This window comes from Bradyrhizobium sp. BRP56 (assembly GCF_020194035.1).
GTDB classification, from domain to species: Bacteria; Pseudomonadota; Alphaproteobacteria; order Rhizobiales; family Xanthobacteraceae; genus Bradyrhizobium; species Bradyrhizobium australafricanum.
Window position 1 is genome coordinate 1 of sequence record NZ_JADYVV010000076.1, and the last position, 22856, is coordinate 22856.

The 22856-nt window shown below is 64.5% G+C and carries 22 protein-coding genes; 4 read left to right on the forward strand and 18 right to left on the reverse strand.

Annotated features, from left to right (window positions below):
* Window positions 1-309: 309 nt before the first annotated feature.
* From I6F38_RS36250 to I6F38_RS36280, 7 genes are all read right to left on the reverse strand, one after another.
* Window positions 310-1644 carry a pitrilysin family protein gene (locus tag I6F38_RS36250; protein ID WP_225163806.1) on the reverse strand — a complete coding sequence of 445 codons (1335 nt, stop codon included), beginning with the start codon at window positions 1642-1644 and terminating at the stop codon, window positions 310-312.
* Window positions 1645-1670: 26 nt separating this feature from the next.
* Window positions 1671-3062: a pitrilysin family protein gene (locus I6F38_RS36255; protein ID WP_176731370.1), complete on the reverse strand. Its 1392-nt coding sequence runs from the start codon at window positions 3060-3062 to the stop codon at window positions 1671-1673.
* A 152-nt stretch (window positions 3063-3214) separates the two neighbouring features.
* The gene (locus I6F38_RS36260) at window positions 3215-3946 is read right to left on the reverse strand and encodes a hypothetical protein (protein ID WP_225163783.1); all 732 of its coding nucleotides are present in this window, start codon (window positions 3944-3946) and stop codon (window positions 3215-3217) included.
* 101 nt (window positions 3947-4047) lie between these two features.
* The gene (gene lspA / locus I6F38_RS36265) at window positions 4048-4569 is read right to left on the reverse strand and encodes a signal peptidase II (protein WP_225163784.1); all 522 of its coding nucleotides are present in this window, start codon (window positions 4567-4569) and stop codon (window positions 4048-4050) included.
* Window positions 4542-7814 carry an isoleucine--tRNA ligase gene (gene ileS, locus I6F38_RS36270; protein WP_225163785.1) on the reverse strand — a complete coding sequence of 1091 codons (3273 nt, stop codon included), beginning with the start codon at window positions 7812-7814 and terminating at the stop codon, window positions 4542-4544. Before ileS ends, lspA begins: the two co-directional genes overlap by 28 nt.
* Before the next feature lie 209 nt (window positions 7815-8023).
* Window positions 8024-8551, reverse strand: coding sequence for a sugar O-acetyltransferase (locus I6F38_RS36275; RefSeq protein WP_225163807.1), 528 nt, complete (start codon window positions 8549-8551; stop codon window positions 8024-8026).
* Window positions 8552-8568: 17 nt separating this feature from the next.
* Entirely contained in the window at window positions 8569-9540 is a 972-nt protein-coding gene (locus I6F38_RS36280; RefSeq protein ID WP_225163786.1) for a bifunctional riboflavin kinase/FAD synthetase, read from the reverse strand.
* 213 nt (window positions 9541-9753) lie between these two features.
* On the opposite strand from I6F38_RS36280, the gene I6F38_RS36285 reads away from it, so the two are divergent.
* Window positions 9754-10149, forward strand: coding sequence for a response regulator (locus tag I6F38_RS36285; protein ID WP_016844467.1), 396 nt, complete (start codon window positions 9754-9756; stop codon window positions 10147-10149).
* Between the two features lie 296 nt (window positions 10150-10445).
* On the opposite strand, the gene I6F38_RS36290 is transcribed toward I6F38_RS36285, so the two are convergent.
* The 7 genes from I6F38_RS36290 to uvrC form a co-directional block, all read right to left on the reverse strand.
* A complete protein-coding gene (locus I6F38_RS36290) occupies window positions 10446-11300 on the reverse strand; it encodes a TIGR01459 family HAD-type hydrolase (protein WP_057016628.1) in 855 nt (284 codons plus the stop codon).
* 15 nt (window positions 11301-11315) lie between these two features.
* Window positions 11316-12728 carry an EAL domain-containing protein gene (locus I6F38_RS36295; RefSeq protein ID WP_225163787.1) on the reverse strand — a complete coding sequence of 471 codons (1413 nt, stop codon included), beginning with the start codon at window positions 12726-12728 and terminating at the stop codon, window positions 11316-11318.
* 164 nt (window positions 12729-12892) lie between these two features.
* On the reverse strand, window positions 12893-13852 hold the full coding sequence (prmB, locus tag I6F38_RS36300) for a 50S ribosomal protein L3 N(5)-glutamine methyltransferase (protein WP_225163788.1): 960 nt from the start codon (window positions 13850-13852) through the stop codon (window positions 12893-12895).
* Complete coding sequence (locus I6F38_RS36305; protein WP_225163789.1) at window positions 13852-14319, reverse strand: molybdenum cofactor biosynthesis protein MoaE; 468 nt, start codon at window positions 14317-14319, stop codon at window positions 13852-13854. Before I6F38_RS36305 ends, prmB begins: the two co-directional genes overlap by 1 nt.
* Window positions 14320-14386: 67 nt before the next feature.
* Window positions 14387-14638, reverse strand: a complete 252-nt coding sequence (gene moaD / locus I6F38_RS36310) for a molybdopterin converting factor subunit 1 (protein ID WP_028333074.1) — start codon at window positions 14636-14638, stop codon at window positions 14387-14389.
* Complete coding sequence (gene pgsA, locus I6F38_RS36315) at window positions 14635-15249, reverse strand: CDP-diacylglycerol--glycerol-3-phosphate 3-phosphatidyltransferase (RefSeq protein ID WP_225163790.1); 615 nt, start codon at window positions 15247-15249, stop codon at window positions 14635-14637. The genes moaD and pgsA overlap by 4 nt, the downstream gene beginning before the upstream one ends.
* Window positions 15250-15442: 193 nt before the next feature.
* Window positions 15443-17542 carry an excinuclease ABC subunit UvrC gene (uvrC, locus tag I6F38_RS36320; protein WP_225163791.1) on the reverse strand — a complete coding sequence of 700 codons (2100 nt, stop codon included), beginning with the start codon at window positions 17540-17542 and terminating at the stop codon, window positions 15443-15445.
* A gap of 267 nt (window positions 17543-17809) precedes the next feature.
* On the opposite strand from uvrC, the gene I6F38_RS36325 reads away from it, so the two are divergent.
* Entirely contained in the window at window positions 17810-18433 is a 624-nt protein-coding gene (locus tag I6F38_RS36325) for an outer membrane protein (protein WP_016844476.1), read from the forward strand.
* Between the two features lie 271 nt (window positions 18434-18704).
* Here the strand turns inward: I6F38_RS36325 and I6F38_RS36330 are convergent, their stop codons facing one another.
* The 4 genes from I6F38_RS36330 to I6F38_RS36345 all read right to left on the reverse strand — a co-directional run bounded on the left by I6F38_RS36330 (window position 18705) and on the right by I6F38_RS36345 (window position 21548).
* Window positions 18705-18917, reverse strand: coding sequence for a cold-shock protein (locus tag I6F38_RS36330; protein ID WP_016844477.1), 213 nt, complete (start codon window positions 18915-18917; stop codon window positions 18705-18707).
* Window positions 18918-19178: 261 nt separating this feature from the next.
* Window positions 19179-20039 carry a 23S rRNA (adenine(2030)-N(6))-methyltransferase RlmJ gene (gene rlmJ / locus I6F38_RS36335; RefSeq protein ID WP_057016622.1) on the reverse strand — a complete coding sequence of 287 codons (861 nt, stop codon included), beginning with the start codon at window positions 20037-20039 and terminating at the stop codon, window positions 19179-19181.
* 231 nt (window positions 20040-20270) lie between these two features.
* Window positions 20271-20957, reverse strand: coding sequence for a ribonuclease T2 (locus I6F38_RS36340; protein WP_225163792.1), 687 nt, complete (start codon window positions 20955-20957; stop codon window positions 20271-20273).
* A 114-nt stretch (window positions 20958-21071) separates the two neighbouring features.
* Window positions 21072-21548, reverse strand: a complete 477-nt coding sequence (locus tag I6F38_RS36345) for a hypothetical protein (protein WP_028333079.1) — start codon at window positions 21546-21548, stop codon at window positions 21072-21074.
* A 166-nt stretch (window positions 21549-21714) separates the two neighbouring features.
* Here I6F38_RS36345 and I6F38_RS36350 point away from each other — a divergent pair, with 166 nt between their 5' ends.
* Window positions 21715-22014 (forward strand): hypothetical protein, encoded by a 300-nt coding sequence (locus tag I6F38_RS36350; protein ID WP_028341043.1) that lies wholly within the window; start codon window positions 21715-21717, stop codon window positions 22012-22014.
* Window positions 22015-22057: 43 nt separating this feature from the next.
* Window positions 22058-22588, forward strand: a complete 531-nt coding sequence (locus tag I6F38_RS36355; RefSeq protein WP_018269802.1) for a DUF3617 family protein — start codon at window positions 22058-22060, stop codon at window positions 22586-22588.
* Window positions 22589-22856 lie beyond the last annotated feature (268 nt).

Consider the following 22856-nt stretch of genomic DNA (forward strand, 5'->3'; position numbering starts at 1 on the left):
CCGGCCATCCACGTCTTTTCTTCGCGTGGAAACGAAGACGTGGATGCCCGGGACAAGCCCGGGCATGACGAGTTTGTGGGAACTCCGATCGCCTCAAACGGCCATATGCGATTGCCCTACCCGCAAGGAGGGAGGGAGCCCTACCGCCTATACGTCCCTGACGGCCCGAGAACGGACTGTAGTGTTTGCGATGACTCGCTGTGAGGTGGGCACGCTGTTCCGGCACCCTCCCCCCTTGCGGGGGAGGGTGGGGAGAGGGGTGGCCACAACGGTGGTGCGTGTGAAGGGAAGGTGGCCCGCCGAAGCGCGTCAGTTCGCCTTCGGCGGCGCCGACACCGGCTGCGCCGCGGCCTGCGGGGCGCGGCCGACGATTGCGGTGAGCAGGCCGTTGCCCCAGAGCTTTTTGGCGACCCGCTTGGCATCGTCGAGCGTCACCGCGTCGACGATGGCGTTGCGCTTCTCGATGTAATCGATCGGCAGCTTGTCGAGCTGGTATTGCAGCATCGCCTGCGCGAGCTTGGAGGAGGTGTCGAGCGCCAACATCTGCGAGCCCTTCAGGTAGGACTTCGCCTCGTCGAGTTCCTTCTGCGTCGGACCTTCCTCGGCAATGCGGCGGACTTCCGCTTCGATCGCATCGACGGTCTCGCCGGCGCGATCGGCACGGGTGCCGGTGTTGCCGATGAACAGCGCGGAGTGATCCATCCAGACCAGCGCTTCGTAGATCGAGTAGGCCAGCCCGCGCTTCTCGCGCACTTCCTTGTAGAGCCGCGACGACAGCCCGCCGCCGCCGAGAATGTGGTTCACCACATAGGCCGCCATGAAGTCCGGGTCATGCCGGTTAATGCCGGGGCCGCCGAAGGTGACGACGGTCTGCGGCACATCGAGCGGGACGAAGGCGCGCTGCGGCGGCCGGGTCGCCACGACGTCGGGGACGGGCGTCAATTCGGCTTTCGCCGGCAGGCCGCCAAAGGTCTTGTCCAGCAGCTTGCCGAGCGTATCGGGATCTACGTCACCGACCACGGCAACGCGCAGCGTATCCTTGGCGATGATGCGGCGGGTATAGTCCTTGAGATCCGGGATCTGGATGGTCGGCACGCTGTCGAGCGTGCCGGTGGCCGTCCTGGCATAGGGATGATCGCCGAAGGCGAGCTCGAGGAACTTGCGGCCGGCCAGCGAGGACGGATTGGTCGATTCGCGGCGCAGATTGGCGATCACCTGGGCGCGGATCCGTTCGACGTCCTTCGGCTCGAAGTGCGGCGAGGTCAGCGCCATCCGCAACAGGTCGTAGGCTTCGTCCTTGTTGTCCTTGAGCATGCGCAGCGAGCCGCGGAATTGATCGCGGTTCGACTGGAAGCTGAGCTCGATGGCGCGGCGCTCGAGCCGCTCATGATAGGTTTTGGAATCGAGATCGCCAGAGCCCTCGTCGAGCAGGTCGGCGACCAGATTGCCGACGCCGGGCTTGCCGGGCGGATCCTGGCTGGCGCCGCCGCTGAAGGCATATTCCATTGCGATCAGCGGCACGGTCGCATCCTGCACGAACCACGCCTCGATGCCGCCCGGCGACACCAGCCGCTGGATCTTGGCCGCGGCCTGCGAGGGCGCCGACGTCAGCGTCAGCAGCGCGGCGCAGGCGCCGCCGATCAGCGCCGCACGGCGGGTGAGGGAATAGATCACGAGCGCTTCTCCTCGCGTTTCGGCGCAGTATCCTTGATCAGATAGCCGGTCACCGACCGCTTCTTGTCGAGCCAGCTGGCGGCCGCAGTGCGCACCTGCTCGGCGGTGACGGCGCGAATGCGATCCGGCCAGCTGCGGATATCCTCGATGCTGAGCCCGGTGGTCAGTGCGCCGCCATACCAGCGTGCCAGCGTCGCCTGGTTGTCCTGGGCATAGATCGCCTCCGCGATGAGCTGGGTCTTGACCCGTTCGAGATCCTCGGCGCGCGCCGGGTTCTGCGCGAGGTCGGCGATCACCTTGTCGATCGCGTCCTCGATCTGCGCGAACTCGACGCCGGGTTTCGGCGTCACCGAGATCGAGAATTGCGACGGATCGAGCGAGGTGCCCTGGTAGCCGGCGCCGGCCGAGATCGCGAGGCCCTTGTCGATCACCAGCGAGCGATAGAGATAGGAGTTGGCGCCGCCGCCCATCAACTGCGCGAGCACATCGAGCGCCTGGCTCTCGCCCGCTGCCGCCGTCGTCGCCGACGGCACCAGGTAATAGCGGCGCAGGCTCGGCTGTTCGACGCGCGGATCCGACAGCGTCACGGTGCGCGGCGCGGCAGGTGTCGGCTCCTGCGGCCTGACCCGCTTCTCGGGGATCGCGTGCTGCGCCGGGATCGGGCCGAAATTCTTCTCGACCAGCGGGCGGATATCCTTGACGTCGACGTCGCCGGCGATGACCAGGATCGCGTTGTTCGGCGCGTAGAAGCGCCGGTAGAAGGCCAGCGCATCCTCGCGGTCGAGCTTCTCGATCTCCTGGTGCCAGCCGATCACCGGCCGGCCATAGGGATGGTTGAGGTAAAGCGCGGCCATGATCTGCTCGGCCAGCCGTGCATCCGGGTTGTTGGCAACCCGCATGTTGAACTCCTCCAGCACGACGTCGCGCTCGGGCAGCACGTTCTCGTCCTTGAGGATCAGGCCGGTCATGCGGTCGGCCTCAAACTCCATCATGGTGGGCAGCTGCTCGCGCGGCACGCGCTGGAAGTAGCCGGTGTAGTCGACCGAGGTGAAGGCGTTCTCATTGCCGCCGACGCGCAGCACGGTCTGCGAGAACTCGCCCGCCGGATGCTTGGCGGTGCCCTTGAACATCAGATGCTCGAGGAAATGCGCGAGGCCCGATTTGCCGGGCGTCTCGTCGGCCGAGCCGACCTTGTACCAGATCATCTGCGTGACCACGGGCGTGCGGTGGTCGGGGATCACCACGACCTGCAGGCCGTTGTCGAGCGTGAAACTGGCGGGGCGTTCCGAGGTGACGGTGGTCTGGGCGCGGAGGCTGGCACCCGGCAGCGGGATGGTGGAAACGAATGCGGCAGCGAACAGGGCGATCGATCGGCGAGAGCGCATCATGATCCTTATGAAAGCCCGGACCCACGGCCGGGGCGCGAAAGCAAGCCATCGTACACGGTCGTTCCCGTGCCGATGGTCACGAAGCGGAGAGACACCCGCCGCCCCGCATTAAGCTTTGCTCATGTCAGCCTTCGCCCGCGCAGGCCAAGCGATCACTGCACCGGTTTTCCGGTCATGACGTCGTACTGGCCTTCTTTCGCCATCGGCGCCTGCGGGCCGGTGCCGTAGGCATAGCCCGCGGACGGCGTCTGGTAGCCGGGCGGCGGCTCGGTCAGAGAATCGCGCGTCGGCTCGCCCTTGAACGGCTTGGACTCGCTGCTGTTCCCCTTGAACATGCCGAGCAGGCCGCCGGTGTAACCGAGCTGGCTCGGCATCAGCGATGGATTGGTGCTCACGCCGGGCTCCAGCGGCTCTTTCCGGCCGTCGGTGGCGGTCTGCTGCTTGCGGCCCGCCTCGATCTCGGCCGGCGTCAACGCCACCGCCGACTGCCACGGCTCCTTCTTGACTTCCTTCTTGCGCGCCGCGATCGCAGCCTTGCGCGCCGCGAGATCAGGGTCCTTCGGCCAGTTCGGCGCGTTGACCTGGGCGGTCGATGCCGGCGGGGGCAAATCCAGCTTCGGCGGCACCACCAGCGGCGAGCGCTCGCGGTAATCGATGCCCTTGCTGGCCGCGCTCTTGGCGCCGAGCCCGGTCATCAGATTGTCGACGATCCGCTCTTCGAAGGTCAGGCCGTCGTCGCCGTCATCCTCATCGTCGCCGGCGCGCACCGGGCCGGCCGTCATGACAAGGCCGATCCCGGCTGCGACGAATGCCAGGCGCAGGCCGCGCATCAGCGGCAGCCGGGACGTCTCAATCAGGTAACCGCGGGCTTTGGTGTTGCGCATTGCGCCATTCCCATCTCAAAATTCGCCAAAGCGATCACTGGCTTAGGCACAGTTCCGCTTGATACAGGTGTGGGCCGCTGACCGGCTCGTATCGGCCGGGATCAGGGCGCTTTTACGGCGGGGGTCCCCACCACGGAATCATACAATAGGGCTGCCACGCCAGCAACGATGGCTACATCGGCAAGGTTGAAGATGTACCAATTGAAGGTTTTTCCCCCGATCTCGGCATGAAGCATGGCAAAATCGACCACCGCGCCATAGGCGAAGCGGTCGATGCCGTTCCCGATGGCGCCGCCGATGATCAGGCCGAGCGACACCGTCGCGAGCCAGGTCCGCGACCGCGCCATCCAGATCGCCAGCGCGATCACGGCCGCGGCCTTGATCACCATCAGCAGGATCTGGGCCGCCGGGGTCTCGCTCTGGAACCAGCCGAAGCTGATCCCCGGATTCCAGGCGAGCACCAGGTCGAAGAACGGCGTCACCCGCACCGGGGCGTGATGCACGATGTCGAGGACGTGGAGCAGCCAGAGCTTGGAGGCCTGGTCGGCGATCAGGGTGATCACCGCCGCAAGCACACCGGCGCGCACGGGCGAGCTCAAGCCGTGACCTCCAGCGCCTTCCATTCGCGCAGCGCTTGCGCGTCGCGCGGCGAGACGTCGGGATATTCGCCGTCCTTGCCCACCGTCGGCAGGATCTTCCACGAACGGGCGCATTTGGTGCCGACCGCCTTCTCGACCACGACGGCAACGCCAGGCACGGCGTCGAGGCGGAAGGCGTTCGCCGGCGCCTCGCCCTCGCGCACCTCGTAGTTCGAGGTGATGCAGACTTCGGCGAGATCGATATCGAACAGCGTGGCCAGCATCTCCCTGTCAGCGACGTAGATCACCGGCGATGCCTCGAGCGAGGAGCCGATCCGCTTGGCGGCGCGTTCGAGTTCGAGCGCGCCGGTGACGACGCGGCGGACGTTGCGGACCGTCTCCCACTTCGCGGCAAGCGCGTCGTCTTGGAACTGCTCGAGACCTTCGGGGAACAGCGTCAGATGCACCGAAGGCTCGGCGTTCGGCCGATACATCCGCCAGGCTTCGTCGGTGGTGAAGCTCAGGATCGGCGCCAGCCATTTCAGGATCGCGTCGCAGAGCAGATCGATCGTGGTCAGCGCCGCCTTGCGCGCCACCGAGGACGGCGGATCGCAATACAGCGTGTCCTTGCGGATGTCGAAGTAGAACGCCGACAGCTCGGAGTTCATGAAGGCCGCGAGGCTTGCGACCACGGTCTTGTAGTCGAAGTCGGCATAGGCCTTGCGGATGGTCTCGGTGTGGCCGGCGAGCTCGTGCAGCATCAGCCGCTCGAGTTCGGGCATCTCGGCAAAGGCGACCTTCTCGCTCGGCTTGAAATGATGCAGCGTGCCGAGCATCCAGCGGATCGAGTTGCGCAGCTTGCGGTAGGTCTCGATGGTGTTCTTGAGGATCTCCGGGCCGATGCGCTGGTCGTCGGCATAGTCGGTGGCGCAGACCCACAGGCGCAGGATGTCCGCGCCGGAATCCTTGATCACCTTCTGCGGCTCGACGGTGTTGCCGAGCGATTTCGACATCTTGCGGCCGTTCTCGTCGAGCGTGAAGCCGTGGGTCAGCACGATGTCATAAGGCGCGCGGCCGCGCGTGCCGGCGCTTTCCAGCAGCGACGAGTGGAACCAGCCGCGATGCTGGTCGCTGCCTTCGAGATACATCACGGTGTCGTTGCCGCCATCGACCTTGCGGACGATGTTGCCGAGCTGCGGGAAGTTCTGGCGGTCTTCCAGCACGAAGGCGTGCGTGGAGCCGGAATCGAACCAGACGTCGCAGATGTCGTCGACCTTCTTCCAGTTCTCGGACGCGCGGCTGCCAAGGAAGCGCTCGCGGGCGCCGTCCATGTACCAGGCGTCGGCGCCTTCCTCCATGAACGCCTCGGTGATGCGCTGGTTGACGACCTCGTCCTGCAGGATCTCGGCCGAGCCGTCGCTGTTCTCGCGCACGAACACGGCGATCGGCACGCCCCAGGCGCGCTGCCGCGAGATCACCCAGTCGGGACGGTTGGCGATCATGCCGTTGATGCGGTTCTCGCCGGCCGGCGGCACCCATTGCGTGACCGAGATCGCTTTCAGAGCTCGGTTCCGCAAAGTGTCATCGCCTGCCAGCGTCAGGGTATTCGCACCGCCTCCCCAAACCAGTCTGCTTGGAGTGATCGCCTTATCCATCGCAATGAACCATTGAGGTGTGTTGCGGAAGATCACCGGCTTTTTGGAGCGCCACGAATGGGGATACTGGTGTTTGAGGCGGCCGCGATGGATGAGCATTCCAGCTTCATTCAATGCACCGATTACTGCATCGTTCGCGTCGCCCTTTTCACCTTTGTCGGTAAGCACACGTTTCCCTGTAAATCCGGGCGCCTGATCGGTGAAGGCTCCGTTTTCATCAACCGTGTATGGGATTGTTGTATTGATGCCTCGTGCTTCTAGCTCCCGAGCGTTCGATACCCAAACGTCGAAGTCTTCTCGCCCGTGCCCTGGAGCCGTATGAACAAATCCGGTACCAGTTTCATCGGTAACGTGATCACCCGGAAGAAGGGGTACATCGAAATCGTAGCCCTTGCCGCGGAGAGGGTGTGCACAAGTTAAGTGTCGGAGAAGTGCTTCATCAATCTCCACTGTGTCGAATACACCTGCCGGAAGGCGGGTACTTGCGCGGAACGAGAGGCTCAGATTTGAAGCCACCAAAAGTGCGCCTGAGCCAAACTTTGCGATATATGCTTTTCTCGCTTCGTTGATTTCTCTCCGAGCGACTTCGTATTGTTCAGGCGTCACGCCGGCTACTTTGGCCGCCTCTTCAACGTCCCCTGGCTCTGGCAGTTCACCACCTGGCACCAACATGACGTATTTCAGTCTATCTGAATACGCGATGGCACGATTACCTGGTAGGGTCCAAGGCGTCGTTGTCCAGATGACGACCGAAGCCGTCTTCAGAAGGTCATGCGTTCTTGCGAGGGTGGCCGCTTCCTCAATCATGACCGGATTCCCGGCAGCCAAGGCTTCGGCTTCGACCGAGAGCCCGTCGCTGCTCACGAGATATGATGAGCCATCGGGATTGCTACGCATGGCAGATTCTAGACCGGTCTTTGCGACCGGGAACCGCACCCATACCGTATCGGAGGTGTAGTCCTCGTATTCGACCTCGGCTTCGGCAAGCGCGGTCTTCTCGACCACGCTCCACATCACCGGCTTCGAGCCGCGATAGAGCGTGCCGTTGGCGGCGAACTTCATCAGCTCGCGGGCGATCTGGGCTTCGGCCGGATAGCTCATCGTCTGGTAGGGATGGTCCCAGTCGCCGATGATGCCGAGCCGCTTGAACTCCTCGCGCTGCACGTTGATCCAGTGCGTCGCATAGGCACGGCATTCCTTGCGGAACGCGACCATCGCCGCCGAGTCGCGGAAATCGGGCTTCTGCTTGCCCTTGGAGCGGTAGTTCTCCTCCTCGATCTTCCATTCGATCGGCAGGCCGTGGCAGTCCCAGCCCGGCACGTAGTTGGAGTCGAAGCCGAGCATCTGCTGGCTCTTGGTCACGACGTCCTTGAGGATCTTGTTCAGCGCGTGCCCGATATGGATGTTGCCGTTGGCGTAGGGCGGGCCGTCGTGCAGGACGAATTTGGCACGGCCTTCGGCTTCCCGGCGGAGCTTGTCGTAGAGGCCGATGTCGTTCCAGTATTTCAGGATTTCCGGCTCGCGCTGGGGCAGGCCGGCGCGCATCGGGAAATCCGTCTGCGGCAGGTAAAGGGTCTTGGAATAGTCCCTAACGTCAGTCTTTTGGGCGTCGGTTTTTTGCGGCTTGTCGGACATGAAAGCTCTGATTTGGCAGGTGCGGGCGCGGATACGCGATCAATCGCGGGTGAAACGGCGAAGTCCCGGTCTTGCGCCGAGCCTTGAGGCTCAGGCGGAAGCCGGGCCGCTAATCCGTATGATGCGCCGCGAAAACATGGGGTTTCCATAGCAGCCGGACGGGGAAATCGCAAAGCCCCCGGTGGCCTGCGGCCCGCGCATGGCGCGGCTCAGGCCGGCCGTGCCCGGGCCGGATTTCCCGCCACGATCGCGCCGGGGGCGACGTTCCGTGTGACCACGCTGCCGGCCCCGACCAGGGCGCCGTCGCCGATCGTGACGCCGGGCAGGATGATCGCACCCCCGCCAATCCAGACGTCGCTGCCGATCCGGATCGGGCGGCCGAACTCCAGCCCGGCGCGGCGGGTTTCGGCATCGCGCGGATGGTCGGCGGTATAGATCTGCACCGCGGGTCCGATCTGGGTCCGATCGCCGATCACGACCTCGACGACGTCGAGGATGACGCAATTGAAGTTGAGGAACACGCCGTCGCCGAGGCTGATATTGCTGCCGTAATCGCAGAAGAACGGCGGCCGGATCACGGCGTCCTTGCCGACCTTTCGGAAGCGCGCGGAGAGCTGTGCGTGCAGCTCGGCCGCGGACGCTGCGCCCGACACGTTGTAGCGGGCCATCCAATGTTCCGCCGCGGTGTGGTCGGCGGCGAGCTCCGCATCCGGGCGATACAGCTCGCCCGCCAGCATTTTCTCTTTCTCTGTCTTCAACCAATCACTCCGAGCTGCGGGAACGCGTCGGGCGCCGCGGCCAGCACCGCGCGCGCCTTGGCGCTGTCGTCATCCATCTGGCGTATCAACGCCTCGATGGTGTCGAATTTCAGCTCTTCGCGAATGAAACCGATGAATGCGACATCAAGGACCGCGTCGTACAGATCGCCCTTGAAGTCGAACAGGAACACCTCGAGCAGCGGCGCGCCGTTGTCGAAGGTCGGCCGGCGCCCGAAGCTTGCGACACCGTCGAACCGTTGCGAGCCCTTGCCGACCCGCACCGCGTAGATGCCGTGCTTCAAGCCGCAATGCTTGTCGAGGCGGATATTGGCGGTGGGGTAACCGAGATCTCGGCCGCGCTTCTCGCCGTGGACCACCTTGCCGGTGACGAACCACGGTCCGCCCAGCATCGTGGTCGCATCCGCGATCTCGCCTTCGGCGAGCGCCATGCGGATGGCACTGGAGGAAACCGGGCGCTCCTCGATGTCGACATGGGCCTGCACGTCGACCTCGATGCCGAGCCGCGGCGCTTCGCTGACGAGGAGGCTCGGCGAGCCGACCCGGCCCTTGCCGAAATGGAAGTCGTAACCGACCGCGATCCCGCTGATGCCGAGCCGGCCGATCAGGTCATGGTGAATGAAATCCTGTGCCGAGGTGCCGGCGCGCGCCTTGTCGAAGGTCATGACGACGGCACCGGCGAGGCCGGTGGCCGCGAGCAGCCGCAGCTTGTTGGTCTCGTCCGTGAGACGGAATTGCGGGGTGTTCGGGCTGAAGAAGCTGCGCGGATGCGGCTCGAAGGTCACGGCGAGCGCGGGCACGCCGTGCGCTCTGCCCATCGCGAGCGCCGCGCCGATCACGGCGCGGTGACCGAGATGGACGCCATCGAAATTCCCCATCGCGACCACGGCGCCTTTCGGAATGGCGCTTGTGGGGGTGTTGTCGCGGATAACGGTAAAGCCGGTGCTCATGAGCGGTATTCTTCAAGGATTCTTAAGCATGATTGGTGCGGGCCGGACCGTGACGCGGCGGCGGCGTGGAAGTCAAGGCTAACGAAAATCGCGTCAAATCCGTAACAATCCGGATTCAGCCGGTTAACGCGCTGTTTAACGGCTGCTGTTAGTCGTTGGCGGAAAGCTGCGTTCGTGCAGAAGCCAAGTTGCGTTTGTGTTTTGGGGGGAAAGATGGCGGTTGATTTGTCCATGCCGGTTCTGGTGGTTGATGATTACAGCACCATGATCCGCATCATCCGGAATCTTCTCAAGCAGCTTGGATTTGAAAATATCGACGATGCCTCCGACGGCTCCGCAGCGCTGAACAAGATGCGCGGCAAGAAGTACGGTCTGGTGATTTCCGACTGGAACATGGAGCCGATGACCGGCTACGACCTGCTCAAGGAAGTCCGCGCCGATCCCAATCTCGCGACCACGCCCTTCATCATGATCACGGCGGAATCCAAGACCGAGAACGTGATCGCGGCCAAGAAGGCCGGCGTGAACAACTACATCGTCAAGCCGTTCAATGCGGCCACGCTGAAGACCAAGATCGAGGCGGTGTTCCCGGACATGGCGACGGCATAACCGCCCGACATCGATCGCATCGGCTGAAATTCACGCATGCCCGGGTTTGTCCCGGGCATTTGCATTTGATCACGCTTCCCTTTACCCGCCCCGCTTGTGCAACACGAGGGGGAGGGCGGCTGCACGATTTCGGAATATTAGAAGAGTATCGCTGAGTTGCCCGACGTGTCAAGGCGACTGGTCGAACCCCGCGCGCCACGGGCTACTTTGCATGGGGTTGTTTTCGATATTTTGGCGGCGCGCCCCTTCACCTCGCCCCGTGAATAGCAGGGCGAGGGAGTCCGGCGACCTTTTGGCTACCACTTCAGCTCGCGCATCAGCGCGCGCGGCGGGTGGCCGAACAATTCCTTGATCGAGGCCGCATCGAGCTGCTCGATGCCCTCGAACTGTTCGGAATGGATGCCGCGGGTGACGAACAGGAGATCGATGCCGAAGCCAAGGGCGCCGGTGAGATCGGTGCGCACGGAATCGCCGATCGCGAGCACGCGGCTGAGCTCGGTCGGACGCCCGCGGCGTTCGGCGGCCAGTGCCATGGCGCGCTCATAGATCGGCCGGTGCGGCTTGCCGTAGAAGATCACCTCGCCGCCGAGCTCGCGATAGAGTTCGGCGACCGCCCCGGCGCAATAGATCAGCCGGTCGCCGCGCTCGACCACGATATCGGGATTGGCGCAGACCAGCGTGAGCTTGCGCTCGAGCGCCTTCAGCAGCGTGTCGCGATAATCTTCGGCCGACTCGGTCTCGTCGTCGAACAGGCCGGTGCAGATGATGTAGTCGGCCTGCTCCAGCGGCACCAAGGTGGCGTCGAGGCCGCGGTGGATCGAGCTGTCGCGCTCCGGGCCGATCCAGAAGATCTTCTGGCCGGGATGATCGGCGACGAAGTGGCGCGTCAGGTCGCCCGAGGAGACGATCGCGTCATAGGTCTCGTCGGCGACGCCGAGCTTGCGCAGTTGCCGCTGCACGGAATCGGCCGGCCGCGGCGCGTTGGTGATCAGGATGACCGTGCCGCCTTGCTGGCGGAAGGTGTGCAGTGCCTCGCAGGCCTCGGGAAAGGACTCGAGCCCGTTGTGCACGACGCCCCAGATGTCCGACAGCACCACATCGACGCCGCCGACGAGGTCGCGCAGCTGCTCCACGAAACGCAGTGAGGTCATGATGCAAATTGCCGGCTAATTTGGACCGAGGGCGCGGCGCGCCAGCGCGGCGCTGCCGGTTGCGCGCGGCGGAGCTGCGGGGCTGGAGACAGGGGCTGAAGTGCTGGCGCCATTAAGATCCTGGGGGTTGGTCTGTGGAGCCTCGGCGGTAGCAGATGCCCCCTCCGGCCGCAACGGCCGCGGCGGCGCGAACAGGAACCCCTGGCCGAACCGGACATCGTAGTCGAGCAGGTCGACCACCGAGCGTTCGCCCTCGATCCGTTCGGCGATCAGGTCGATGCCGTAGCGGCCGAGCAGGTCGGACAGATCGGAAGGATGGATATCGGTGCTCGCGATCTGCTTGGCGTCGAGCAGCAGCGCCGCCGGTACCTTGATGAAGCGGACGCCGCGATCAGCGAGCTCGCGCGGCTCGAGGCGAAGGTCGCTGACATGGTCGATCGAGAACCGGTAGCCGCGCTGTGCCAGCGCCGCGAGGTTCTCGCTCTCGGTCGGGCCGAGATTGCGGAAGGTCGCCTGCTTGAACTCGAGCACGAAGGAAGGCGCGAGCGCGCGGTTGGCCTCGAGGAAGTCGAGACACTGGGTGAAATGCGCCGGATCGGACAGCGTCGCCGCCGAGACGTTGCAGAACACGCCGACATCCTTGCTGCGGATCATCAGGCGGCGCAGCACCTGGACGCAGCGAAGCATCACCATGTGATCGATGCGGCCGATCAGGCCGCCGGCCTCGGCCGCCTCGATGAAATCCTCGGCGGCCAGCACCTGGTCGCGCTCGTCGCGCAGCCGCGTCACCGCCTCGTAGTAGCGCACCTTGCGCTGCGGCAGCGTCACCATCGGCTGCAGGTAGATGTCGAGGCGGTTCTCGTCGATGGCCTGCTTGATCGCGCCGATCAGCTGGGTCTGGCTGCGCGAGACCTCCGGCGGAGCCGCAGGTCTCGGCGGGGGCGCAACCACGACCGTCGGCGCCGGCGCAACCCGTTGCAGCACATCGTCGCGCGGGGCAGCGACCGGCTGCACCGCCGGAGCCGCCGCCAGCAGATCCTCATGATGCGCGACGGATGCCGCGAGCTGCCGCACCAGTCCGCCGAGCTCGCTGATCTCGCCGGCCATGCCCTGCATGCGGTCGGCGCCGGTGGAGTTGGCCGAGGCGACGCGGCCCTCGACCGCGGCCAGCCGGCGGCCGAATTCGGCGACCTGGCGGGCAAGGTCGGCGGTGCCGCGCGACAGATCCGCGATCTGGCCGCCGACGTCGCTGCGGTCGCGCAGCCGCATCGAGACGGCGTTGTAGAGGATCAGGCAGGTGAGGGCGGCGAGCGCCACGATCGCCGATTCCGATCCGCTGATGCCCGCCACCGAATACAGCACGAAGCCGAGCGAGGCTGCGAGCAGCACCATGCAGATGGCGATGAAGATCGTCGAAATGCGAATCATGTCGCGCGCCCGCGCCCTCTGTCCGAACGTCCCCGGACCGCGACCTTAGCACCATTGTTGATTCGACGGGCCAGCGATCTTCGGAACCGGCTGGAACTGCACACGATTTTCGCTTCGCCCGGATCGGGCTCCGTAAATCGCCGGAGCCGGCGGCGCCACGCCGGTCAGAGGTCCGCGGCAGCGATCCAGAACACCTCGCCCTCGGAGTCCTCGGTGTCGAGCCAGAGCAGCGGCAGGTTCGGATAGGCGGCCTCGAGATTGTCGCGGCCGCGGCCGATCTCGCAGAGCAGCCCGCCCTGCGGGGTCAGATGTTGCCTCGCCTCATCGAGCAGGCGGCGGACGATGTCGAGCCCGTCGGCGCCGCCATCGAACGCGATCTTCGGCTCGGCACGGCACTCGCGCGGCAGCGCCGCCATGCCTTCGGCGTCGACATAGGGCGGGTTCGAGATGATGAGATCGTATCTGTTGTCGCCGAGCGGCTTGAACAGGTCGCCGTGATGCAGCGTCAGGCGATGGTCGAGGCCGTGATCGGCGACGTTGCGCGCGGCGACCTCGAGCGCGTCCTTTGAAATATCGACGGCATCGACCGCGGCGTTGGGGAAATGCCGGGCCGCCAGGATCGCAAGGCAGCCGGAGCCGGTGCAGAGGTCGAGCACGCGTTCGACCTCCTCGGGATCGCCGATCAGCGAGGTGCCGTCCTCGTCGCCGCCGAAATGCGAATCCAGCAATTCGCCGATGAAGGAGCGCGGCACGATGGTGCGCTCGTCGACATAGAACGGCAGGCCGCGCATATAGACCTTGTTGACGAGATAGGCGGCCGGCTTTCGCGTCGCGATCCGGCGCTCGATCAGGTCGAGGATCTGCTTGCTTTCGGCCACGGTGACGCGTGCGGTGGCGAAGTTCTCGAACTGGTCGGGGTGCAGGTGCAGCGTTTCGCAGATCAGGAACGCGGCCTCGGCCACCGGATCGGTGGTGCCGTGCGCGAACACGAGCTTGGCCGCGTTGAAGCGGCTCACGGCATAGCGCAGGAAATCGAACAGGGTCTGAAGCTCGCCGGCGCCGACTTTCGGCGCTTTCGGCACGGCGGGGCTGCGCTTGGCCGGCACTTTGCTGCGCTTGGCCATCAGGATTTGGTCCAGCGCGCGGCGGCCGCGTCGTCATGGTCCTGCGCCTCGATCCAGCTCGCGCCGCGCGCGCTTTCCTCGCGCTTCCAGAACGGTGCGTTGGTCTTCAGATAGTCCATCAGGAACTCGGCGGCCTCGAACGCGGCCTGCCGGTGCGCCGAGGCGGTCACGACCAGCGCGATGTTCTCGCCCGGCGCGATGCGGCCGAAGCGGTGGATGATGGTGAGGCCCTGCAACGGCCAGCGCGACAGCGCCTCGTCGGCGTGGCGTCCAATCTCTGCTTCCGCCATTCCAGGATAATGTTCGAGCGTCAGCGCCGCGATCGGCTCGCCCTGTTCGCTGCCGCGGCAGATGCCGCTGAAGCTGACGACCGCGCCGACATCGGTGCGGCCTCGGCTCAAGGCCGCGATCTCCTGCGCGACGTCGAAGTCGGCTTGCTGGATACGGATGGTCGCTGCGACGGTCATGTGGACTTCTTTGCTTGACGCGTTTTCTTCACGCGAACCGGTACCCACTTCGCTCGAAAACGCTATCCTAGCCGCCGGTCATCGGCGGAAAGAACGCGATCTCGCGGGCGCCGGAGATCGCCGCGTCCGATTTGACATGGGCGTGGTCGATCGCAGCGCGGATCACCGTCGGCTTCTCGAACGCATAGGCGTAGGCATCGTCGCGCGCGGCAAGCCAGCCGATCAGGTCGCCGACGGTGCGCACCTCGGCCGGCGGCTCGACGATCTCTTCAGCCTTGCCGACGCGTTCACGCACCCATGCGAAATATTTCAGCTTCATCCCTCATCCTCCTTGATGAGGTGATGGATGCCGGCACGGAAATAATCCCAGCCGGTGTAGATCGTGAAGATCGCCGACATCCAGAGCAGTACGATGCCGATCAGGGTGGTGGCCGGGAAGACCTGCTCGCCCGCTTCGCCGGCGATCAGAAAGCCGATCGCCACCAGCTGGATCGTCGTCTTCCATTTCGCCAGCTTGGTGACGGGAACGCTGACCCTGAGCCCTGCGAGATATTCGCGCAGGCCCGAGACCAGGATCTCGCGGCACAGGATCACGATCGCCGCCCACAGCGTCCAGCCATGGATCGAATTGTCGGCGGCCAGCATCAGAAGGCTGGAGGCGACCAGCAGCTTGTCGGCGATCGGATCGAGCATCCGGCCGAAGGCGGACTGCTGGTCCCACATCCGGGCATAATAGCCGTCGAGATAGTCGGTGATCCCAGCCGCAATGAACACGGCCAGCGCCACCCAGCGCAGCCACAACGGGCCGTCCAGGATCGATTGCCAGTAGACGCAGCCGATCACCACCGGGATCGCGGCGATCCGGGCGTAGGTCAGGATATTCGGAAGGGACATGGTCTTGGTCTGTCCCCGGCTCGTGGCGATGTTCATCCGTTCTACCAATACCGCTGAAGCGAGAAGGTCAACCGTGCGGACGCGTCAGGCGCGACCAGATTGCGCTGCATCGTCATAGCGCCTTAGCTCGTTGTTTAAGCATGATCTTTTCGGATAACTGCCTCACACTTTTCCGCATCATGCCCTAGATGCCCTGTCGCAGGCGACGCCCTGATGACTCGCCTTTGGTTTAACCCGGCTGGGCGTGGAAAAACTCGAAAATCTTGCGGGCGCTCTCGGCGCTGACGCCGGGAACCTTGCCGAGGTCGGCGATCGAGGCCCGCTCGATCTCCTTGAGCGTTCCGAAGTGGTGCAGCAGGGCACGCTTGCGGGACGGGCCGATGCCCGGGATCTCCTGCAGTCCGGCCTCGCGGATGTCCTTCTTGCGCAGCTTGCGGTGCGAGCCGATCACGAAGCGGTGGGCCTCGTCGCGCAGCCGCTGGATGAAATAGAGCACCGGGTCCCGCGGCTCCAGCTTGATGGCCTCGCGATCGGGCATGAACAGGGTTTCGCGCCCGGCATCGCGCTCCGGACCCTTGGCAACTGCCATCAACGAGACCTCGGTCAGCCCGAGATTCTGGAAGATCTCCCGGACCGCGTTGAGCTGGCCGCGGCCGCCGTCGATGATGACGAGGTCGGGCCATTGCGGGAACGAATCGTCGTCCGCTTTCGTCTTGGCTGCGGCCTCGCCCTCCGGCGGCTTCAGCAATCGCTTGAAGCGACGTTCCAGCACCTCGCGCATCATTCCGTAATCGTCGCCGGGCGTCAGCCCTTCGGACTTGATGTTGAACTTGCGGTACTGGTTTTTCATGAACCCGTCGGGTCCCGCCACGATCATCGCGCCGACCGCGTTGGTGCCCTGGATGTGGCTGTTGTCGTAGACCTCGATCCGCTTGGGTGTGTGCGGCAGGCCGAGCGTCGAGACCATGCCCTCCAGCAGCCGGCTTTGCGTCGCGGTATCGGCGAGCTTGCGGCCGAGCGCCTCGCGCGCGTTGGTGAGGGCGTGGCCGATCAGCTCCTTCTTCTCGCCGCGCTTCGGCACCGAGACCTCGACCTTGGATCCGGCCTTGACCGACAGCGCGTCGGCGAGCAGCGCGCTTTCCTCGATCTCGTGCGACAGCAGGATCAGCTTCGGCGGCGGCTTGTCGTCGTAGAATTGCGCGAGGAACGAGGACAGCACCTCCTCGGGCGTGAAGCTCTTCTCGGCCTTCGGGAAATAGGCGCGGTTGCCCCAGTTCTGGCCGGTGCGGAAGAAGAACACCTCGACGCAGGAATAGCCACCCTCCTGGTGGATCGCGAACACATCGGCCTCTTCGACCGTGCGCGGATTGATGCCCTGCTGCGACTGGATCGCCGACAGCGCCGCGAGACGGTCGCGGTACAGCGCCGCGGTTTCGAACTCGAGCTCGCCGGAAGCCTTCTCCATTTCGGCCGCGAGCAGCTCCTTCACGGCGTGGCTGCGGCCGGAGAGGAATTCGGTCGCCTCGCGCACCAGTTCGCTATAGCCGGGGAAGTCGATCTCGCGCGTGCAGGGACCGGCGCAGCGCTTGATCTGATAGAGCAGGCAGGGCCGGCTGCGGCTTTCGAAGAAGCCGTCGGTGCAGGAGCGGATCAGAAACGCGCGCTGCAGCGCCGTGATGGTGCGGTTGACCGCGCCTGCGTTGGCGAACGGGCCGAAATAGCGCCCGGGCCGCGACTGCGCGCCGCGATGCTTGAGGATCTGCGGCGCCCAATGGTCGCCGGTGATCAGAATGTAGGGAAACGACTTGTCGTCGCGCAGCTGCACATTGAAGCGCGGACGGAGCTGCTTGATCAGATTGGCTTCGAGCAGCAGCGCCTCGGTCTCGGTCATGGTCGAGACGATCTCGACCTGCGTGGTCGCGGCGATCATGCGCAGGATGCGCGCCGGCAGCGGCGCGTTGGCCCGCGCGTAGGACGACAGCCGCTTTTTGACGTTCTTCGCCTTGCCGACATAGAGCACGTCGTTGGCAGCGTTGAGCATGCGGTAGACGCCGGGCGAGGTCGGGGCGAGGCGGACCGCGTTCTCGATCGCGGCATGTCCGACCGAGAGCGTGCCCTCGGCGACTGCCTCGGCGGCGTCCTCCGAAGCCTCGGGCAGGCGTGCCTCGTCCTCCTCCTCGGCGGCGGAGGTTTCGGGATCGACGTCGCTTGTATCGAGCGCCAGATCGTCCTGTGGCAGGTCGGACTTTGAACCGCGCCGCGGCTTGGGGTCAGCCTTGGAGTCAACCTTGGAGGCCGGCGTCGGGCGCTCGGGAGAATCGTGAACCATGGGCCGTAAACTAAGTGCTTGGGCGACCGGTCGCCAGCGTTGACGGCACCTACAAAAAGCACCTCGATTGCAGGAGGTTACCGGCCCCGCACGGGCGCCGGGAGGGGGGTGCGTAACACCTTGTTAAGACTGATGAGCGGGCCGGTAACCGGGCTTAACAGCCCTTTAACTTAAAACTCTCGATAAACCTTAGCGAAAAAAGTGGAATTCCGTAACCACGCCGGCCCTCGCCGGCGGGCTGCGGCAGTTGCGTTCTGGAGAGTACCAATGACCCGGTTTGTTGCGCGTGCGCTGGCACTGATCGTTGCAGGCTGGACGACCTCGGCCGCGTCGGCCGACCTCAATTACGGATCGCCCTATACCGTCTATCAGCCGCTCAATGCCTATAGCTGGGCCGGCCCCTATCTCGGCGGCAATGTCGGCTATGGCTGGGGCTCGGTCGAGAACAACCCGACCAAGCCGTCCGGTTTCGTCGGCGGTGTGCAGGCCGGCTACAACTTCCAGAACGGCTCCCCCTGGGTGTTCGGTATCGAGGCCGATATCCAGGGCACCACAGCCGACGACCGCTTCGCGCCGTGGAAGTTCTCCAACCCTTGGTTCGGCACGGTGCGCGGCCGCGCCGGCTATGCGGTCAACAACGTGCTGTTCTACGCGACCGGCGGTCTCGCCTTCGGCGAACTGCGCGGCGAGACGTTCGGCATCACGGAGAGCCACACCAATGCGGGCTTCACCGTCGGTGCCGGCGCCGAAATGGGTTTTGCCCCGCACTGGAGCGCCAAGATCGAGTATCTCTACGTCGACCTTGCCAACAGCAATTTCACGATCACCGGTGGCGTGTCGAACGGCTACAGCTTCAGCCTGGTTCGCGCCGGCATCAACTATCACTTCTGAGAACAAGAAAACGTCGACCATCAACTCCCGGCCGCGCCTAGCGCGGCCGGATTTTTCTTTGTGTTGATGATCTCAACGTCGCGCACGCGATATGCATGCCGCGGCGTCCGCGAATCCAATCGGTGGGCCGCACGTGTGGGATATGCGGCACCGCCAGTCGCGTCCGCATCATGCAGGTGGTCATCCAGCGAGCGCTAGCCGCGCTCGGCAGTCAACTCACACGCAACGCCTCATTCGGTGTTCATCCCGAGCCGCGCATCGCGAGCGCTCGTCATGAGACCACCAGGTTGACCGCCTTCGGGCCCTTGCCCTTCTTGTCGGGCTCAACCTCGAACGTAATGCGTTGTCCTTCAGTCAGGTCCTTCAATCCTGCACGCTCGACGGCTGTGATGTGAACGAACACATCGCGGCCGCCATCATCAGGCTTGATGAAGCCGTAGCCACGCTCTCCGTTGAAGAACTTGACTGTCCCAGTCATGGCCATCGGGAAACTCCTCCCCCGTATTGCTCCACCGCTACGCGCACGCCGCGTAGCGGTTGACCGACATTCGCTTGTCGGAAGCTTGGCCACCTGAACAGGCCGGCGTCACGCCGCCGGTCCGCCTGGATTTTATTTCGGCCTTGTCACTCCGCCGCAACCATTCGCGGAAGCGGAACGTAAAGCCAGTCGTAACAGGATGAGCATAATACGGTTCCGCACAAATTGCCTATGCTCAAAATTGAACTTTTCAGTAGGAGGTGTCGATCATGGTTTAGGCGTCTCGAGTCTGAAGCGTCCCGCGCCGCCTTGACCGAGCGGCTTCTCGAGTTCGGGCAGGATGATCTTCAACTCATTCGCCAGCGTCCACGGCGGATTCACCAGCAAAAGCCCTGTGGAAACGAGGCCTGCGCCTGCTTCTTGCGGTGCCACACTGAATTCCAATCGCAGGCATTTGCCGGCGGGCCGGCTGCTTGCTGCTGCAGCGGCCACACTGCGCGTTAGCTCGTCGGTGGCTCTCCGGGTTTTTACGGGGTACCACAAAAGATACGAGCCGGTCGGCCACTTCGCGTACGCTTCCGTGAAAGCACTGGCCAGCCGCTCGAACTCGTCCTTCGCTTCGAACGGCGGATCGATCAGCACCAGGCCGCGCCGTTCGTTCGGCGGCACGAATGCGGGCAGCGCCATCCAGCCGTCGAGATCGACGACGCGCGCTTGCGCGTCGCGTCGCAAGGCGTCGATCAGTTGTTTGCGCGCCGTCGGTTCGATCTCGCAGGCGGTGAGGCGATCTTGCGGACGCAGCAGCGCCCGCGCGATCAACGGCGAACCAGGATAGGCTTTCAGCTCGCCTTTCGGATTGAATGCTCTGACGATGTCGAGATAGGGCGCGATCAGCGGCAATGCCTGGTCGGAGAGCCGCGCCTGCATCAGCCGGGCGATGCCGGTGAGCCATTCGCCGCCGCGCTGCGCTTCGCTCGACGTCAAATCATAGAGGCCGGCGCCGGCATGGGTGTCGATGACGCGGAACGGCGCCGGCTTGTCCTGCAGATAGGTGAGCATGCGCACCAGCACGATGTGCTTGATGACGTCGGCAAAGCTGCCGGCATGAAAGGCGTGACGGTAGTTCATGTGATGATCGTGCTGCGCTCCCAAAGGGTGCGCATGTTGTACTCGTCATGCCCGGGCTTGTCCCGACCTTCGCTAAAGCTTCGGCGGGGTTAACATCCGGGCTCGGCCAAGCCCTGGCGTAGCCGGCTCCCGGGCATCTGCGCCTGATCTTGCTTGTTTCGCGATGGACGGCCGGAACAGTCTGCGCGACGACGCGGAGTGCGCGTCCGTCCGGCCGCGACGCGGAGGGGATCAGCCGCCGCGAACCGGCGGCATCAGCACCTGATCGCGGCGGCAGGCGCGGCGATCGATTTCCTCGCAGGAGCGGAATTGCAGATCCTTGCTGAGGCAGATCCGCACCTCGCTGAGCCGCTTGCTGTCGCAGGTCACCGAGATCGCGGAGTTGCTGAGGCCCGGATTGACCTTGATGAACGCCGTTTCCAGCTCGTCGGGTGCGACCGTCTTCGGCTCCGACAATTGCAGGAATTCCTCGGGGATCTTCACCGTGGCGCGGGCCTTGCGGATGGCTTCGAAATAGGCGCGTTCGCCGAGACCGGAGCAGGTGCCGTGCTTGTCCCACTCGTTGTAGATCAGCCCGGGCGCCGGCATCAGGTCGAGCATCGAGCTCATGATGCTGCGGGCGAGTCGCGGCGAGGGCCGCTGGCAGTATTCCGGAAAGCCCCGCTCATATTGCGGCCAGAGGCCGTGCACCACGAAGGAATAGGGCCGTCCGCCGCACTGCGCCTGCGTGCCGCGGCCGTTGTTGCCGCGCTCGCTCGCCGCCTCGCAGAACGAGGGCGACCACGACAGCGACAGCACGTAGAAATCGAACTCACCGGGCGCATTCTGGCGGCGATCCTGGGCCGACGCCCCGACCGCACCGCACAGAATAACGGCAACCGAAATCAAAAATCGGGAAATCGTGTCCAACCGAGGCATCAAACGCTCCCCTCACTCGACCGCCCAGAGCCTAGCAGGCCGCGAGAACATTTCAAGAACAAAAAGCCGCCGTCCAAATGGCGGCGGCTCCTGCTTTAGCAGTCTGGTCGGAGATCAGGGCCGGGCGGCCTTGCAGGACGGGTTATAGGCCCAGTTGCGGTCGAGCCCCGCGACGCACCATTCGACGCCCTGATTGATGCTGGCAAAGCCGCCGTCCTCGATGATCGAATAGTGCACCTTGCGCACCTTGCCATCGCTCAGCATCGCCTCGCCCGTGCAATAACGGCGCGGAATATTGTCGGACTGCCAGGGACGGAAGGCGGTTTCGTGAATCCCGTTGAAGCCGGTGATCACGAGCGGCGAATTCCAGAAGGTGGCTTCCTTTTCCTGGAATTGCGTGCTGATGACCGTCAGGGCCTTCTCGCATGGGGCCACATTGCCGTCATAGCGCGGGCCGGACAGCCAGAAGTTCATTTCGAGCGGATTGGCGGCCTGGGCCGTACCCCCGAAAGCCAGAAGGCTGACCACGAGTGCGGCGCCGAGGCCGAGCTTGCGGCCGAGTTTATTGCGGGAGTTGAACAGGTTGCGCATGGGAATCCACCCGATTATCCGATGCCGCGGACGGTGCCGTGAAGCCCCGGCAAGGTCAAGTGCAGGGCGGCAACACCTGCGGAGAAGTCCACTTTGGGGAGCCCGCTCGTTCTTTTCACGGTCGCCGGCGCACTCTATGTTGGCTCGAAGCGAAATGGAGTCTGCGATGCGAAGGAAATTGGCCGCTTGCCTGGTTGCCGTTTGCGGGATGCTGGCCGTTGTGCCGGCGCGGGCGGATTGGATGCAGCCGGTGCCGCCATTCAAGGGCAATGATACCGGCGGTATCATCGCCTATACGCTGGCGACCCAGAGCGACGCCCGGCAGCTCGCCGTCGATCACTGCGCCTCCTACGGCAAGGTGGTCAAGTTCCTTGCGATGCAGAACTATCCGGGCGGCTACATCTCTTTCGCCTGTCGCTGGGTGCCCTATGGCGCAGCCCAGAGGCCGCTGCGCACGCTCTACTGAGCGCGCACCGGATCTTTCGATCGTTCAGCCGGGAGCCGACCGCATGACCCGACAGCTTGCCTTGCTTGGTTCGGCTGTGTGCCTTGTCCTGTCCGCTGGCGCCGCAAGTGCCGTCGACCTGCCGATCCGCAAGGCCGGTCTGTGGGAGATGAAAATGGTGCGCACCGGCGGGCCGATGCCGGAAATCACCATGCAGCACTGCACCGACGAGACCACCGACAAGGAGATGAGCGCGGCGGCCTCGCCGATGGCCAAGGAAGTCTGCTCGAAGCAGGATATCCAGAAGACCGCGACCGGCTATGTCAGCGACAGCGTCTGCAGCGTCGCCGGCATGACGATGCAGAGCCATGCCGAGATCGTCGGCGATTTCAATTCCGCCTACACGGTGAAGAGCACCTCGCATGCCGAAGGCGGCGCGGCCGGCTCGCGCGACACCACGATGACCATCGAGGCGAAGTGGCTCGGCGCCTGCAAAAGCGACCAGAAGGCCGGCGACATCATCATGCCCGGCGGCATGAAGATGAACGTCAAGGACATGGAAAAGCTGAAAGGCCTCCTGCCCAAGCAGAAGTAGCGCGCAGCGCATTCGGCCGTTGCCGCGCGCCTGAATGCATCGCCTCGCATCCCGAGAGGCTGCGCTGCTTGCACCACCATCACTTCGAGTAGCTCGCGACAAAATTGCAAAGCAATCTTGCGCTGAGGCGATGTGCAATCCATCCGATCCCTCCCCCGTCACCCCCGCGGCTTTGCGCGGGATGACGGTTCACCGCGTTCGTGCGCTCCTTGGCGCGCGATGACGTCGACGGCACGCAACATCATTGAATGATCGCTGCGCGCCTCGC